Source organism: Breoghania corrubedonensis (genome assembly GCF_003053845.1).
In the GTDB taxonomy this organism is placed as follows: Bacteria; Pseudomonadota; Alphaproteobacteria; order Rhizobiales; family Stappiaceae; genus Breoghania; species Breoghania corrubedonensis.
The window spans coordinates 85,192-101,731 of sequence record NZ_QAYG01000010.1 but is presented as its reverse complement, the minus strand read 5'-3'; the positions used below and the strand labels follow the sequence as shown (position 1 = coordinate 101,731).

13 protein-coding genes are annotated in these 16,540 nt (G+C 62.9%); 8 read left to right on the top strand and 5 right to left on the bottom strand.

Annotation, left to right across the window (positions count from 1 at the left end; translation table 11 throughout):
* The first annotated feature begins 48 nt into the window (after nucleotides 1-48).
* The 8 genes from C8N35_RS19965 (at nucleotide 49) to C8N35_RS19930 (ending at nucleotide 10,468) form a co-directional block, all read left to right on the top strand.
* Entirely contained in the window at nucleotides 49-1,251 is a 1,203-nt protein-coding gene (locus C8N35_RS19965) for a CaiB/BaiF CoA transferase family protein (RefSeq protein WP_107991496.1), read from the top strand.
* Between the two features lie 120 nt (nucleotides 1,252-1,371).
* Entirely contained in the window at nucleotides 1,372-1,680 is a 309-nt protein-coding gene (locus tag C8N35_RS19960; RefSeq protein WP_107991495.1) for a hypothetical protein, read from the top strand.
* 116 nt (nucleotides 1,681-1,796) lie between these two features.
* The gene (locus C8N35_RS19955; protein ID WP_107991494.1) at nucleotides 1,797-3,653 is read left to right on the top strand and encodes an adenylate/guanylate cyclase domain-containing protein; all 1,857 of its coding nucleotides are present in this window, start codon (nucleotides 1,797-1,799) and stop codon (nucleotides 3,651-3,653) included.
* A 125-nt stretch (nucleotides 3,654-3,778) separates the two neighbouring features.
* Nucleotides 3,779-5,671 carry an ABC transporter ATP-binding protein gene (locus tag C8N35_RS19950; RefSeq protein ID WP_107991493.1) on the top strand — a complete coding sequence of 631 codons (1,893 nt, stop codon included), beginning with the start codon at nucleotides 3,779-3,781 and terminating at the stop codon, nucleotides 5,669-5,671.
* Complete coding sequence (locus C8N35_RS19945; protein WP_107991492.1) at nucleotides 5,668-7,632, top strand: ABC transporter substrate-binding protein; 1,965 nt, start codon at nucleotides 5,668-5,670, stop codon at nucleotides 7,630-7,632. Before C8N35_RS19950 ends, C8N35_RS19945 begins: the two co-directional genes overlap by 4 nt.
* A 4-nt stretch (nucleotides 7,633-7,636) precedes the next feature.
* Entirely contained in the window at nucleotides 7,637-8,662 is a 1,026-nt protein-coding gene (locus C8N35_RS19940) for an ABC transporter permease (protein WP_107991491.1), read from the top strand.
* Nucleotides 8,659-9,822, top strand: coding sequence for an ABC transporter permease (locus C8N35_RS19935; RefSeq protein ID WP_245926874.1), 1,164 nt, complete (start codon nucleotides 8,659-8,661; stop codon nucleotides 9,820-9,822). The genes C8N35_RS19940 and C8N35_RS19935 overlap by 4 nt, the downstream gene beginning before the upstream one ends.
* Before the next feature lie 70 nt (nucleotides 9,823-9,892).
* On the top strand, nucleotides 9,893-10,468 hold the full coding sequence (locus tag C8N35_RS19930) for a class I SAM-dependent methyltransferase (RefSeq protein WP_210203622.1): 576 nt from the start codon (nucleotides 9,893-9,895) through the stop codon (nucleotides 10,466-10,468).
* Between the two features lie 3 nt (nucleotides 10,469-10,471).
* Here the strand turns inward: C8N35_RS19930 and C8N35_RS19925 are convergent, their stop codons facing one another.
* Genes C8N35_RS19925 through C8N35_RS19905 form a run of 5 tightly spaced genes read right to left on the bottom strand, consistent with a single transcriptional unit; the run spans nucleotide 10,472 to nucleotide 16,030 of the window.
* Nucleotides 10,472-11,245, bottom strand: coding sequence for a polysaccharide deacetylase family protein (locus tag C8N35_RS19925; RefSeq protein ID WP_107991489.1), 774 nt, complete (start codon nucleotides 11,243-11,245; stop codon nucleotides 10,472-10,474).
* The gene (locus C8N35_RS19920) at nucleotides 11,242-12,414 is read right to left on the bottom strand and encodes a glycosyltransferase family protein (protein WP_210203621.1); all 1,173 of its coding nucleotides are present in this window, start codon (nucleotides 12,412-12,414) and stop codon (nucleotides 11,242-11,244) included. The genes C8N35_RS19925 and C8N35_RS19920 overlap by 4 nt, the downstream gene beginning before the upstream one ends.
* Nucleotides 12,390-13,523, bottom strand: coding sequence for a glycosyltransferase family 4 protein (locus tag C8N35_RS19915; RefSeq protein WP_107991487.1), 1,134 nt, complete (start codon nucleotides 13,521-13,523; stop codon nucleotides 12,390-12,392). Before C8N35_RS19915 ends, C8N35_RS19920 begins: the two co-directional genes overlap by 25 nt.
* Before the next feature lie 7 nt (nucleotides 13,524-13,530).
* Nucleotides 13,531-14,766, bottom strand: a complete 1,236-nt coding sequence (locus C8N35_RS19910) for a glycosyltransferase family 4 protein (RefSeq protein ID WP_107991486.1) — start codon at nucleotides 14,764-14,766, stop codon at nucleotides 13,531-13,533.
* A 49-nt stretch (nucleotides 14,767-14,815) separates the two neighbouring features.
* Complete coding sequence (locus C8N35_RS19905) at nucleotides 14,816-16,030, bottom strand: glycosyltransferase family protein (RefSeq protein ID WP_107991485.1); 1,215 nt, start codon at nucleotides 16,028-16,030, stop codon at nucleotides 14,816-14,818.
* Nucleotides 16,031-16,540 lie beyond the last annotated feature (510 nt).

The window sequence follows — 16,540 nt, the reverse complement described above, 5'->3', positions numbered from 1 at the left end:
CCTTTCGCGCCGAATTCCGTTACCCGTACAGAACCCGGGATTGCTATCGTGACCCAGTCTCCTTCCTCGGATGCACCGCTCAAGGGCGTCCGTGTGCTCGAACTCGCCCGCATCCTTGCCGGCCCGTGGATCGGCCAGACGCTTGCCGATCTCGGCGCCGACGTGATCAAGGTGGAATCGCCGGACGGGGATGATACGCGCGGCTGGGGGCCTCCCTTCGTGGAAGGCGTCGACGGCGCGGACCTGGGCGCGGCGTATTTCCATTCCTGCAATCGCGGCAAGCGCTCGATCACGGCCGACTTCCGCACCGATGAGGGCCGGGCGATCGTGCGCGATCTGGTGCGGCGGTCCGATGTTCTGGTGGAGAACTTCAAGGTTGGCGGCCTGAAGAAATACGGTCTCGACTATGCCGTCTTGAAGGAAGTGAACCCGCGTCTGGTCTACTGCTCCATTACGGGTTTCGGACAGGACGGGCCCTATGCCCACCGCGCCGGTTACGACTTCATGATCCAGGGCATGAGTTCGATCATGGATCTGACAGGCGATCCGCAGGGTGAGCCGCAGAAGGTGGGGCTCGCGGTCTGCGATATCTTCACCGGGCTTTACGGCACGATCGGCATTCTGGGAGCGCTGCGCGAACGCGAGGTGTCGGGGCTCGGTCAGCATATCGACATGGCGCTGATGGACGCCTCGGCCGCCATTCTCGCCAACCAGGCCATGAACTACCTTGTGTCCGGTACCGCTCCGCGCCGGCTTGGCAACGCGCATCCCAACATCGTGCCGTATCAGGTTTTCCCGGCAAGCGACGGGCACCTCATCGTGGCGGTCGGCAATGATGGCCAGTATGTCCGCTTCTGCGAAGTCATCGGCCGTCCCGATCTGGCGGAGATCGCTGCTTACCGGACCAATGCCGGCCGGGTGAAGAACCGCGAGGAATTGGTCAGCGAACTTACGCCCGCCACAAGCGCCTTCGCCCGCGACGAGCTGCTGGCGAGGCTGGAGGCGGTTGGGGTTCCGGCCGGTCCCATCAACACCGTGGCCGACGTCTTTTCCGACCGCCAGGTGATCCACCGCGGCATGAAGCTGGAATTGACCTCGCCGCAGGGGGATACCGTGCCCTCGGTCCGCAGCCCGATCCGCTACTCACGCTCCGACATGGCGATGGACCGGCCTTCGCCGAGGCTCGGCGAGCATACGGCGGAGATCCTGGCCGAGATCGGCCGCGAGCCGGATGGGACGAAGGGCGGATAAGCTGGAGCGCGATTGCCAACGACAGCGCAGGGAAGAGGGGGGTGTCGATCTTCCGCAGATCCGTCGTAAAGGCTCTGGTATGATGTCGGGTCGCCGGCATTCTTCCAGGAGGCTTTCGTCATGATCAGGACTGCTGTTCCGCTTCTTGTCCTTCTCTTGCTTGCCGGGGTGCTGGCGCCGTCGGGAGCTGTTGCGGCTCGACCCGACACGCGCGCCATGACCTGTGCCCAGGCACAGACTTTCGTGCGCAGGCACGGTGCGGTGGTGATGACCACCGGCCGGCACACCTTTCAGCGCATCGTTTCCCATCAGCGCTATTGCGACCGCTGGCAGCAGCTTTTTCCCGAACTGGCACCAACCCGCGACAATCCGCAATGTGTCGTCGGCTATCGCTGCGACGAGCCACTTTTCAGTCCGTTTTTCGACTGACCGGATTCGCGTGAAGCCGCATTGCGGGTAATGCTATAAAGCCTCTTGCAGGGATGGGCGGCGAAGGTGCGACAGATACCGGCGAGCGACCTTCGGGCGAGAGGGGCTGAAACGGCATGAACTGGTGGCGCCTGCGGCGCGGGCGTAGAAAAAAGCCCTCGATCATCCTAATTGCGGGCGGCTCATACGCGTTGCTCGTCGGCATTGCGATGGCGATCGTTCTCGCCCTAACGGGTCGTGCCAATTATGAGAACACCCTGGCCCTGCTCAATGACAAGGCGGTTCTGACCACCAACACCCTGGAACGCGGTTTGCGCGGCCGTCTCGATCCGGTCACTGCGGCTGTTGGTGCCCTGCAGAAGCTCTATGGCGAGTCCGACGTCGAACTGAGCGACCGCGGCGTGCTGATGACGGCGCTGGCCGCCTCTCTGGCTTCCGTTCCCGCGGCCGAAGGTCTGGTCATCAATGTGCCGGACCGCGGCGAGTTCGGCATGTTGAAGCAAAGCGACGGCACATTGCGTCCGTTGCGATTGCAAACGTCGCGCAATCATATCAGAGGCCCCTATCAGGAGCCGCAGTTCGACGCGGGCTCGGGGCCGATATGGGGGCCGATGGTCGTGAACGACCACGGAGTCTACGCCAACGTCAGCGCGCCGCTCGTACGCGACGGCAAGATCATGGCGATCCTGATCGCGACCATTTCCACCAATGCGCTGAGTGAAATGGTCGAGGAACTCGACACCAGTCTCGGCACGACCTTCATCCTGAGCGATACGGGCCGGGTGATCGCCTATTCCGATCTGGATGAGCTGAAGAACGAAGCGCCCGAGCAGCGGTCGCTGCCGCGTCCGCTTGGGCATTTCGGCGACCCGGTTCTGCGCGTTCTCTTCCAGACGCCGACCATGGCGCCGTTCGATGCGGCCCGAAAGGCGGGCGTCGATGTGCGCGAAATCGATACCGCAGATGGCGAATACATCGCCATGTCGCGCCGGATCAGCGGTTACGGGCCTGTCGGCTGGGTGGTCGGCGTCTATTTCCTCAACAGCACGGTTTCCGGTGAGATCAGACGGCTGATCGGATCAAGCCTTGTCGGGGTGGCGGCTACGGTTCTTGCCATATACCTGTCGTTCCGTATCGCGCGCCGGTTGACGCGGCCGCTCTCCAGTTTGGTTGACCAGTCGCGCAAGGTCGCCGCTCTTCAGTTCGACAAGGTCGATCTGCTGCCGGAAAGCCCCGTGCATGAGATCGATCAGGTCATGCAGGCGTTCAATTCCATGGCCGCCGGCCTGCGCGCCCTCAATACCTATGTGCCCAAGACGCTGTTTCGCAAGTTGATGCGCCTGGGGCTGGAGGAAGCCGCGCGCTCGCGCGAGGTGGAGATCACCATCCTGTTCACCGACATTGCCGGCTTTACCCGCCAGTCGGAGGGCATGAGCGCGGGCGAGGCCGCCGCCTTCCTGAACCGGCATTTTGCCATGCTCGTCGGGGCGGTGGAGGCGGAGAATGGCACTGTCGACAAGTTCATGGGAGACGGGATGCTGGCCTTTTGGGGCGCGCCCGATGAGCGTTCCGATCACGCCGAGGCCGCAGTCCGATCCGTGGGGGTGATCAAGGCGGCATTGCAGGCGGCCAATCGTGAGGAAGAGGACTGCGCCCATCGCACCCGTCTGAGGATCGGCATCCATACCGGTCCTGTCATCGTCGGCAATATCGGTGCATTCGACCGGGTCGACTACACGATCGTCGGGGATGCGGTGAATGTCTGCCAACGCCTTCAGGAACTGGGGCGCAGCGTCGGCGAGAATGACGAGGTGGTCATCCTCGCCAGCGACAGCACCGTGGAACGGCTCGCTCCTTCCGTTCCCAGGCTCCATTCCGGTCGCCACCGGCTCCGCGGCCGGGAGGCAGAGGTAGATGTCTGGCGTCTTTTTCCAGAAACTGACGCAACGAATGTATCCGGCGATAAGGCGTGATCTTCATCACGCAATGAAGCCGGTACACGTATAAGTGTGGGAACAAGGTTGTTTTTGAATTTCCGGCTTTTTCCTCTTGCCGGGCTTCTTATAATGGCGGCTTCAGAAGATCTGAGGAGGGGCGTGTGGACATAGTCGAGGTCGAGGATCTGACCATCGAATTCGAGACCGCAGAGGGGCGGAGCCGGGCGGTCGATCAGGTCTCCTTTACTATTCCGCAAAACCGCACGGTCGCGTTGGTGGGTGAATCCGGCTCTGGAAAGAGCGTCATCTCGCAGGCGATCATGGGCATCCTGCCCAAGCCCGCCCGGATTACCGGCGGCGCGATCCGCTTGCACGATCCGGGGCAGCCGACAATCGATATCGCGCGGCTCGATCCCGCAGGTGCGCAAATGCGCTGTTTGCGGGGCAACCGCATCGCCATCATCTTCCAGGAACCGATGACCTCGCTCTCGCCGCTGCATACGATCGGCGACCAGATCGGCGAAGCGGTCCAGCTCCATTCGAAAGCCTCGGCAGCGGAGGCGCGCGAACTGACCCGAGACATGTTGCGGCTCGTGCGTTTTCCTGATCCCGCACGAGCGCTTACCACCTATCCCTTCGAGCTTTCCGGCGGTCTGCGCCAGCGCGCGATGATCGCCATGGCGCTCGTCTGCCGCCCCGCACTGCTCATCGCCGACGAGCCCACCACGGCCCTCGACGTCACCATTCAGGCGGAGATCCTGAAGCTCATCAAGGACGTGCAGGGCGAACTCGGCATGTCCGTCTTGATGATCACGCACGATTTCGGCGTCGTGGCCAACGTCGCCGACAAGGTGGTGGTGATCTACCATGGCCGCATCGTGGAAGCGGGCTGCACGGCTGACCTCTTCAACGATCCGCGCCACGACTATCTGAAGGCGTTGATGCGCGCCGTTCCTCGCTTCGGCATGGAGAAGGGCGAGCGGCTGGTGCCGGTGCGGCCCATTCCGGTGCGCGCGCCCTCCGAAATCGCACGGGCCGGCGGTACCCCTGGCGAACCTCTGGTTCGTCTCGACAACGTCTCCAAGACCTACGCCTTGCGCAAGGGCGGGCTCTGGCGCACGAATGTGCGCTCTGTGAAGGCGCTGGATGCGGTCAACCTGACGATCGGACGTGGCGAATGTCTGGGGCTTGTCGGGGAATCCGGCTGCGGCAAGACCACAACGTCCAAGGCGATCCTGCGTGCCATCGCCATAGAGGAAGGCCGCATCGATTATGCGATCGACGGAAATCTGCGCGATATCCGGAGTTTCGACGAGAGCGAGCTTTTCGGCTACCGCCGTCGCGCGCAGATGATTTTCCAGGATCCGTTTTCATCGCTCAATCCGCGCATGACGGTGAACGAGATCCTGATGGAGCCGCTGATCATCCACAAATGCGGCCGCCGCGCCAGGAACCAGGAGCGGGTGCGCGAATTGATGGAGATGGTGGGGCTCGATCCGCGTTTTCTGCGCCGCTATCCCCATTCGTTTTCCGGCGGCCAGCGCCAGCGCATCGGCATCGCCCGCGCTCTGGCGCTCGATCCGGAATTCATCATCTGTGACGAGCCGGTCTCCGCGCTCGACGTCTCCGTCCAGGCGCAAATCCTCAATCTTCTCAAGGATCTCCAGCAGCAGCTTGGGCTGACCTACCTGTTTGTCAGCCACAATCTGGCGGTGGTCGACTACATCGCCGACCGCATCGCCGTCATGTGCCGGGGTCGGCTTGTCGAACTTGGCGAAACCGCGGAGATCATCGGCAATCCGCTTCATCCCTACACCAAGGCGCTGATGGCGGCGGTGCTGGATCCCTCCGTCGAGGGCCGCAGCGCTCCCGGCTCCGCGACAGGAAGCGGCCTCTCCGATCCCGCCGACTGGCCGCAGCCCTTCCGTATCCGCGAAGGCGTACGGCCCAATCTGGTGGAAATGGCACCCAGGCACTTCGTCTGCGCGCCCGGATACGGCATCGGACCGGCATTCACGGCAGAGCCCCGAACGGAAACAGAGGTCATGCTATGAGCGCGCCGCTCCGTCTTATTGCCAAAAGCCTGCTCATCGCCCTTGCCCTGGGCTTTGGGGTGGCTGGTGAACCCAAGGCGAATGCGGCGGAGACGACGATCCCCCGCCTGATCGAGACGCCGACGCTTCGCCACACTCATGCGGGCGTGAACCTGCCGCCGATCAGCGAGCGGATCCCGCTGGAGCCACTGGTCGTGAACCTGAAGGCGAAGGGACGGGTATCGGGCCGGCATGGTGGTGACCTCGACACGTTGATAGGCCGGGCCAAGGATGCCCGGCTCGTCAACGCCTGGGGCTATGCCCGCCTGGTCGGTTACGACGAGAACCTGAACCTGAAGCCCGACATCCTCAAAAGCATCGACAATGTGGACGACCGCATCTTCACGCTGCATCTGCGAAAGGGGCACAAGTGGTCGGACGGGGCGCCCTTCACGACGGAAGATTTCCGTTACTGGTGGGAGGATATTGCCAACAATGACAAGCTCTCGCCGGCCGGCCCGCCACATTTCATGACTGTCGACGGCAAGAAACCGCGTTTCGAGGTCATCGACGAGACGACGGTGCGCTACACCTGGGATGAGCCCAACGCGCTGTTTCTGCCGGAACTCGCCCAGGCCCGCCCGCCTTTCATCTACCGCCCAGCGCACTATCTCAAGCAGTTCCACGAGAAATACGGCGATCCCGAAGAAATCGCGGAAATGGTAGCGGCGAAGAAAGTGCGCTACTGGGCCTCGCTCCACAACGAGCGCGACGACATGTACGGCGCGACCAACTGGGCCGAACCCTCGCTCCAGCCCTGGGTGGTGGCACAGGGCAGTTCCAAGCAGCGCCAGATCTTCATCCGTAACGCCTATTACCACCGGATCGATGAAAACGGCCGGCAGCTTCCCTATATCGACCGCATCGTGCTCACCGTCGCCGACGGCCGGCTGATCTCGGCCAAGACGCAGGCCGGCGAGAGCACGCTGCAGGCGCGCGGGCTCGCTTTTTCCGACATCACCGTGCTGAAGCGCGGCGAAGAGGGCGGTCACTACAAGACCTATCTCTGGCCCATCGCCAAGGGTTCGCACATCACGCTCTACCCCAATTTCACGACGCGCGATCCGGTGTGGCGCAAACTGATGCGCGACACGCGGTTCCGTCACGCGCTGTCGCTTGGCATCGACCGGCGGATGATCAACCGCGTGCTCTATTTCGGCCTCGCGCTGGAGAGCAACGACACGATCCTGCCCCAGAGCCCGCTTTACAAGGATCACTACCGCACCGCATGGGCCGGGTTCGATCCAAGGAAGGCGAACGCGCTTCTCGACGAAATCGGCCTCACCAGGAAGCGCGGCGACGGCATCCGCCTGCTGCCGGACGGTCGCCCGCTTGAGATCATCGTCGAGACGACCGGGGAGAGCGCGGAGGAGATCGATGCGCTCGGGCTCGTGGGCGAAACCTGGCGCGAGATCGGCGTGAAGCTCTTCCCCAAACCCTCCCAGCGCGAAGTGCTGCGCGAACGGGCCCTTTCCGGCGGGCTCGTGATGTCGGCATGGGGCGGGCTCGACAACGGCATTCCCACTGCCGACATGCCGCCCAACGAGCTCGCGCCGACCAACTCCGAACAGCTCTCGTGGGCGCTTTGGGGCGACTACATGGAAAGCGGCGGCAAGACCGGCGAACCTATTGATTATGCGCCTGCCAAGAAGCTCAGCGATCTCTATCTCTCGTGGCTTGTCAGCGGATCGATGGAGAAACGCCGCGAGATCTGGACGCGGATGCTGGAGATCAACGCCGATGAGACGTTGCGCATCGGTTTGATTTCCTCGGTCAAGCAGCCGGTCGTCGTTTCCGAACGGCTGCGCAACGTGCCGAAGGAAGGCATTTACGGTTGGGATCCGGGCGCCCAGTTCGGCATCCATCGCATGGACGAGTTCTGGCTCGGTCTTCCCAACCAACAGACCGCCGAGGGGAACTGACCGGATGCTCGCCTATATCGTGCGTCGAACGTTGACGATGATCCCCACGCTGCTGGTCATCTCGTTCCTGACCTTCCTGATCATCGAGCTTCCGCCCGGCGATTTCCTGACCAATCAGATCGCCCAGCTCAAGATGCAGGGCGAGGAATCCGCCATTGCCAAGGTCGAGTTCCTGCGCACCGAATTCGCGCTCGATAAACCGTTTTTCGAACGCTACGGCATCTGGCTCGGCGCCTGGCCCGGCCCGCATGGCTTCGATGGTCTCCTTCAGGGCAATTGGGGCTGGTCCTTCGAATACGATCAGCCGGTCTCCGAGGTGGTCGGCTCCACGTTGCTGTTGACCATTCTGCTGAATGCCGTGACGATCCTCTTCGTCTATGTCGTATCCTTTCCGATCGGAATTTATTCGGCGACGCGGCAGTATTCATGGGGGGATTACGGTTTCACCTTCCTCGGCTATATCGGCCTTGCCACGCCCAACTTCCTGCTCGGCCTGATCATGCTTTATCTCGCCAACAGCTGGTTCGGGCTCTCCATCGGCGGGCTGATGGATCCGCAATATATCGACAAGCCCTGGAGCATGGCGAAGGTGGGCTCGGTTCTCGCGCATCTGATCGTGCCCACTGTCGTCATCGGCACATCCGGAACGGCCGCGATGATCCGCCGCCTGCGCGCCAACCTGCTCGACGAGCTGCACAAGCAATATGTGACGACCGCGCGGGCCAAGGGCCTGAAGGAGAGCCGGCTTCTGGTGAAGTACCCGTTACGCGTCGCGCTCAACCCCTTCATCGCCGATATAGGCAACCTGATCCCGTCGCTTGTCTCCGGCTCGGTCATCGTCTCCGTGGTACTGAATCTGCCGACGGTTGGCCCCGTGTTGCTCGGTGCGTTGCAGAGCCAGGATCAGTTCCTGGCGGGCTTCATCCTGCTGTTCGTGGCGGTTCTGACGCTTGTCGGCATGTTGGTTTCCGACATTCTGCTTGCGGTGCTGGATCCGCGCATTCGTCTGGGCGGGAGGGTCGCATCGTGAGCAAGGCCGGGGAGGGCGCGCAGCACTACGTCAATCCGGATCCGTTCGATCCCGGCGAGGCGGAGCGTCTGACGCCGAAACAGGAGCGCTACTATCAGGCTTCGCAATGGCAGATCATGTGGTGGAAGTTCCGTCGCCACAAGGTCGCGCTTTGGTCGGGCGTCTTCCTCATCCTGCTTTACATGTGCGTGCCCTTTGCCGAGCTGATCGCGCCCTATGCGCCAAACCAGCGCGACAACGAACACCTCTACGCCCCTCCGCAGGCGCTTCACTTTTTCCATGACGGCTCGTTCGTCGGCCCATTCGTCTATGGCCAGATCGCCGAAGTCGATCTGGAAGAGATGAAATGGAATTACCGGGTCGACACGTCCGATGTGCAGCCCTTGCGCTTCTTTTGTCTGGGCTCCCCTTATGAATTCTGGGGGCTGATCACCGGCCGCTTCCATCTTGTGTGTCCGGCGGACGGCGGCACCTTCTATCCCTTCGGTACCGACCGGCTCGGCCGCGACATGTTCTCCGGTATCGTTTATGGCGCCCGCCTTTCGCTCACGGTGGGTCTTATCGGCGTTGCCATATCAATGCTGCTCGGTGTCACGCTTGGCGGCATTGCCGGTTATTTCGGCGGCATTCTCGACAGTCTGATACAGCGGATGATCGAAATCCTGCGCGCACTGCCGGAACTGCCGTTGTGGATGGCGCTGTCGGCGGCCCTGCCGGTGACCTGGAGCCCGGTCTGGATCTATCTCGGCATCACGGTGATCCTCGGCCTTCTCGACTGGCCGGGCCTTGCGCGTGCCGTGCGTTCCAAGCTGCTGGCGCTGCGCGAGGAGGAATACGCCAAGGCGGCGGTGCTGATGGGGGCAAGGCCCCGGCGCATCATCACAAGGCACCTGCTACCCGGCTTCAGCAGCCACCTGATCGCATCCGCCACGCTGTCGATCCCGTCCATGATCCTCGGCGAAACGGCGCTTTCCTTCCTCAATCTCGGGCTGAGACGTCCGGCTGTGAGCTGGGGCGTTTTGTTGAACGAGGCGCAGAATATCTCCGTCGTCACTGTCTATCCTTGGATCATGACCCCGGTCATTCCGGTGATCCTCGTGGTTCTGGCGTTCAATTTTCTTGGAGACGGCTTGCGCGATGCCGCGGACCCGTACAAGTAGGGACGCTATAGGCGTCGTTGGGGGGGCATGTGCGCCTCGACGTCTGCGTGCTACCAGGAATGGATCCGTCATGCCAAACGCCACCAATGCCGCCGAATGGGACGAGGAATACCGCGCCGGCCGCTGGGATTTTCTGCACGATGTGAAAGAGAGCCCGCGATACGGCATCCTCGCTGGCTGGCTTGCCTCTACCCGGACGACGCGCGCGCTGCTCGATATTGGCTGCGGCGAGGGGCTCTTGTGGCGCCATCTGGCACAGTCGCCGGCACGCTATGTGGGGGTCGATCTCTCCCCCGCCTCATTCGAGAAGGCGTCCCTCGATCCGGCCACCTGCCGGTTCGTCGCTTCCGACCTGCACGATTTCGAGCCAGACGACGGTGAGCGGTTCTCCGCGATCGTCTTCAACGAGGTGCTCTATTTCTCGCAAGAGCCGGAAGCCCAGCTTGCCCGATACGCGGCCATGCTGGAGGAGGGCGGGGTAATTGCCATATCGATGTACGCGCCGAAGCGCCCGACAAGCGGCGCGCACAAGCTCATCGCGCGGGTATGGGAGGCAAGCGACGCCTGGACGGTGCTCGATGACCTGACGCTTTCCAGTGCCGCCAAGGGCGTGACGTGGAAGCTCAGGCTGGTAAGGCCGCAATAGGCGCTACAACCCGAATAGGTCGCGAAGCGATGGCCACTGTGCCCCCGGGTGGTCGGTTGCAATGTCCAGCACGTCCTCGAAGAACGCGAAATGCGCGTCGTCCATCACGAGGTGATGGCTGAGCAGGCCGATCGGTTCGCCCGGGTCGGTCATCCGCTGCTCGAAGATCTCATCGAACCGGCGCGTGGCCGAGTCCCAGCCGATGAACCGGCGTTCCCGCTTCCATTTGATCGGATCGAGATGGGTCTGAAGGCGGTGCGGCGCCTTTTCGACATTCGAGGTGAATGTGGAAAGCCCCGGCAGGCCGATGCCCGCAGCGGCCGCCGCGATCTCGTCGGAAATCCGGTTCCAGGGCGGCACAAGCGCGGGAATGAACCGGTCGCCAAAGAGCGCTTCGAGCTTCTCCCGCCCCATGATGAGCTCGCGCAGGACCGCGTCCATGTCGCGCCGGGTGCCGAGTTCGGCGGCCTTTTCGCCTTCTTCCTTCACCTGATGGTTCTTGTGCTGCCAGCCGTGCTGCAGGACGATTGCATGCGGTTCCTCGTCCAGCCGCTCCGCCAGCGCCTCGCTCGCGTTCTTCGGAATGACGGCAAGGCCGATATCCACGTTGAAGCGGTTGGCAAGATTGATGAGCCTGTCGAGGGCGGCCGTCGGTTCGACCGCGTCGTCGTCGCGCCACCAGAAACTCAGGCGGATGCCGCGCTCGGCGAAACGGGCGAGGTGGGCGGAAAGGGCGAGGCGGAAGTCGGCCCTGTCGGCGGAAAGCGGACTGGTCATCGGCGCTTTTCCCATTCGCGGATCAGAGTATCGGCGGAAGCCCGGGCCCCGTTCATGTCGGTGGGGTTTTCCACGCGCGGGAGGGCGAGGGCTGCATCGGCGGCGCGCGCCAGGATGTCCGGCGTCAGCGTCGTCTCCTTGACGCAGATCACCCGTTCGCGGCCGGCAAGCGCCAGCGCGCGCATCGTCTGTTCGCTTTCACCCTCTTGAGCGAAGGGAACGAGGACGGATGGCACGCCGGACGCCAGAACATCGAGCGTGGTATTGTAGCCCGCCTGACTGATCGAGAGGCGGGCGCGGTCAAGAAGGCGGGGAAAATCGGGCCGGGCACGTTCCACGATGACACCGTCACCATTGGCCGAGACGAGCGATGAGAAAACCGCCTCATCGAGGTGATGTCCGACCAGAAGCCGCCAGGTTGCGCCGCCCGCGCGCGTCGAAAGGGACCGGGCGTTCAGCGCGCATCGCAGCAGGTGAAGGGCGCCGACCCCGCCGCCACAGGAAACGATCACCTCGTCTATTCCCTCAAGCGGAGACGGTTCCGCGCGGTTGGCCAGATAGACGTAGCCCGTATAGGTAACGAGATGGGCGACCCGATGCGCGAAGGGGAAGCTGTCATCCAGTTTCACCATCCCGGGATCGGAATGAACGAGAATGAGGTCGAAATAGCGCAACGCCGTCTCCGCCATCTCCTCTTCCTTGCGCCGGTCTGCCTTGGGCACGAGGATGTCGCGCACCGACCCCGCAATGAGACGCGTTCCGGCGCGTGCGCGGGCTTTTTCCATCAGTGGCTTCAATTCGAAGGCGAGCTGACGGCGGCCGAAGGGGTAGGTTTCGGTGAGCAGGATGTCCGGCTGACAGGCATCGAACACCTCAAGCAGGCGCTCGCGCCGCCGGTCCTTCCATTGATCGGTGATCGGTTCGCCGTGCTCGTCGATCAGTTCCTGGAACGTCGCGTCACTGGCACGCACGGGCGGCAGGGCGATGATCGTCAGGCCGTCAGTATCGAGTGTCGGTGGCGGGGTGTTGCCGCACACCATCGTCACGGCGCAACCGCGTCGGCGCAACGCCCGGCCAATGGCTGCGGCCCGTACGACATGGCCGGTACCGAGCAGGTGCTGGACGTAGATCAGAACGCTCGGGGTCACGACGGTTGGTGTTGTTTGCACGATCGCTCGTTTCTCCCCCGAAAACTGGCCCGCGTTCGACTGACGATGGCATCGAGCCGCACCGACGCCGATCCGATGTCGTGGTTTTCAAGCACATGGGCACGCGCCCTGGTGCCCATTACCGCCAATTGGTCTGGTCGAGCAAGCGCCTGCCTCAGTGTTTCGGCAAGGGCAATGCCATCGCCAACCGGAGCGAGCCAGCCCGTTTCACCGGTGCGCACGATATCCGGAACGCCCCCCGTCGCGCCCCCCACAACGGGAAGGCCCGACGCCTGGGCTTCAAGGAAGACGAGGCCGTAGGCTTCGTGAACCGCCGGCCAGACGAAGAGATCGGCGCCTGCATAGGCGCTCGCGATCTGTCCGGGGGCAAGCTGTCCAAACCAGTCGACGCGCTCCAACGGCAGAATGGCGAGAACCTCCTCGCGCATCTCTCCGTCACCGACAAGCCGCAACCGCCAATCGAGATCCCTTATCTCGGCAAGCGCTTCGGCGAGGACGCGATAGGAGGCCATCTTGTCGCCGGAACGCATCATCGCGACCGTGACGAGCCTCACCGGGCCGTCGGAGCGGGGCTCATTCTCCACATCTGCGAAAGGTGCGGCATCGATGAAGGGCGGCAGGATCGTCAGCCGTTCCGGTGGCACGATTGCGCACAGCCCAGCTGCGTCTTGCCTGTGGCAGGCGATAACGGTGTCTGCGCACGCGATCATGGTATCGGCAGCGGCAAAGCCATAGGACCATGGACCCTCGCGCCTCTTCACCGCCCGGCTCGCTTCCATCGCGACATAGGGAATGTCGAGAGCGTCGGCGACGCTCGTTCCCAGCCAGTCCGGTGCCTTGTGATAGAGATGATAGGTCAGCCACAGCTCGGGCGCGCCCTCGTTCGCGAAACGGGCGACCAGCGCTCGTGCTTCGTCGCGGGCGGCGCGTTCCTTCTCCTTTTGCGCCTCCACGCTGCCTTCCTTGAGCCAGAGCCGCAACCGGCTCGGCTGGATCACCTCGTGTCCGGCGGCCTCCAGCGCACGCACGATCAGACGGCCCATCTGACGGTCGCCGGATGGCACGGGGCTGTCGAGCGGCTTCAGCGGTGCGTAAAAGGCGATCTTCATCGCGATTTCACTCGGCCGCGTGGCGTGCTGAGGGCTTGAGCTTCTCCGCCAGCCGGTCGATGCCGGGCGTTGACGAAAAGCGTCTGCGCACGTCGCCGGCCGCCGCCGTGCCCAGACGCGCACGCCTTGCCGGATCGCGGATGAGCGCGTCAAGGGCTCTGGAAAGAGCTACCGGATCGTGCGGGGGAACGAGAACTCCGGTCCTCTCATCCTCGATCAACTCGGGGATCGCGGAGACGCGCGTCGAGAGGCAGCACAAGCCGAGCGACTGCGCCTCCATCAACACGTTCGGCAGGCCGTCGCGGTCCCCGGATTTCGCGATCCGCGAGGGCAATGTGAACAGATCCGCCTCTTCGCAAGCCTTGATGACGGCTTCGCGCGCTTGCGCGCCGTGCCAGACGATCCGCTCCGCTATGCCGGCCTTCTGCGCGCTTGCTTGCAAACGGTCCTTGAGCGCGCCGCCGCCAATATGGTCGAACCGCCAGGCGAGATCCTTCGGCAAGAGCGCGAGCGCGGCGATGAGGTCGTCATAGCCCTTCTTCTCCACCAGTCGTCCGACGGAGAGGATCCTGACCGGTTCTCCCGATCCGTCGCGCGCCGCTCTCGCTACCGGCGGTTTGGGGAAACGTGAGAAATCGAGCCCGTGATAGACGAGCTCAACAGCATCGGTACGGCCGGCGAGCCGGTTCAGGTGCTCGGCGTTGACCTTCGTGCAGGTCACCCCCCAGGCGGCGTCTTTGAGCTTTGCCTTCAACTCCCAGTCCGCAGACGTCCAGATATCCTTGGCGTGGGCGGAAAACGACCACGGCATGCCGAGGATCAGTGCCGCGTAGCGGGTGACGGAGGCGGGAGTGTGCAGATAATGGGTGTGAAGCCACGTAATGTCGGCCGGCAACTCGTGCGCAAAGACACAGGCCTGCCCGAAGCGGCGGTAGCGATTGGCGCTGCGCTCGTGAGCGAGATCCGCCTCGAAAGCCGCGCGCGCGGCGGCAAAACCCGGCTGCGTTTCCGCCCAGCGCCGCGCCTTGGCCACGCGGCCGGGATCGTCCTTGAGGTATTCGGGAAGATAAAGGACGTCGGCTGAAATCTCGCGGTGCAGGTCATGCAGGTGCGGATCGGTGGGGTGGCGCAGCGAGACGATGAGCTGCTTCACGCCGCGCTGTTCCAGCCCGAGGATTTCCTGTGCGATGAAGGTTTCCGACAGGCGGGGATAGCCTTTCACGACGACGGCGATGCGCGGCATCGGATGCTCCGGTGAAATTAGATTTTCCAGATGTCTGTGCGATCTTGCGTCAGCCGAGCGCTGATTTTTCTTCTTCCTCGTCGTCCTCGGCGCAGAGAATCTGCCGAACCCTGAGATTGATCGCGGTGAGCCCGTCCAGAAGGCCGTTCAGGCTTGCGGCCGAAGGCGGACTGGCTGAGGGCAGGGCGACAAGCGCTTCCGTCATCAGATCGATATTCGGGTAGGAATCGATCGGCAACACATTTGCCAGACCGTTCGCCTGAGCGCGGCTCGCGCGGATCGCCTGTTCGCGCCGTGGCTCGATGCGCGGTACCAGCAGGGTTGGCTTGTCGAAGGACAGGATCTCGCAGAAGGTGTTGTACCCACCCATGGCGACCACAGCGGTGGCGCGATCGAGGTAAGGCTCGATCTGCGGTGTGAAGTCTATGATGTGAATGTCATCGAGCGTTTCGGCCCTGGTCATGAATTGCGCCTGCGCCTCCGGCGCCATGAAGGGACCGAGGACGATCAGGGCTGGCAGCAGCGATGCCCGGTGTGCCTCATAGGCCCTCAGCACCCAGTCGACTATTTCCTCGCCATCCCCGCCGCCGCCCGGCGTGACGAGGATGAAAGGATCCTCGGAAAAGCCGAAATGCTCCATCGGTCGCTGCGCGCGCGGCAGGTCGCGGCGCAGGTAGCCCGTGTAGAGCGTCTTGTCGTGCACGGCCTGCGGCATACCGATGCCTGCCAACGGGTCGTGAATGTTCGGCTGGCCGTAAATCCAGATCTCGTCATAGAGATCGACAAGCGCCGGGGTGACGTTCTTGCGCTCCCATTCCTCCCGCAACGTGTCGGGATCATCCATCACATCGCGAAGGCCGAGAACAAGCCGCGTGCCAGCCGCCTTCAGCGTTTCAAGCGTCGGCAGCACTTCTCCGCGAAGCCCCGTCGGCTCCTTGTCGACGATGAAGATGTCCGGATTGTAGACTTGAGCCGTGTGCTCGATGATTGAGGAGCGGATCGCCAGCGTGTGCTCGATGTCGATGTGCAGGTTGAGTGAGGTGTATTCCCCGTTGCGGAGCTTGATGACGCCGGGAATGCGAACGAAATCGACACGTGCGCGAAAATCGAAACTGCCGATGATCGGCGAACCGGACAGGATCAGAACCGACAATTCGCTGATCTGGCCGACCAGCGAATGCGCAATGGCGCGACAGCGGCGCAGGTGGCCAAGGCCGAAGGAATCGTGGCTGTAGATGAGAATCTTCGGCTTTTCGGTCAGCATCGGATGCCCGTTAGTAAGGTTGAGAAGCCCGGACGGGCAGACGATTTGCAGGGGTAATGTCAGAAAAACTCGTAAGCCGGATGCTGGGAGATCGCCTGCGCAAGCATTCCGCGCCAAAACTGCGCCCCGAACAAACGTCATTATCGCATGAAGCCGGTCTGCGTCGTTCCCCTGGATAAAACCGATTGCTCCCGAATAAACCAGGTTCGCCCAAATGGGGCACGTTGTCGGGATACTCCGGTCCGTTCGTGACAGCAAGCCGCCGTTTTCTTTGATTTCCAGTCAACCTGTAGCCATCGCGAAGGAACAGCGCAACCACCGAACCCGGGCACATCGCCAGAAGTGCGATGTCGTCAGTCCGAACTGTCTTGCGTGCGTGGCGGGAAGCATGGATCACTTCACCGCGACCTGCGTTCCAAGGTTCGATTTCACTCTAGACCAGCCATCTGTTTTGCGTCCAGAACTATGATAGGCGGTATCCGCCCGTTATGCTGTCGTGTCATCCGTCAG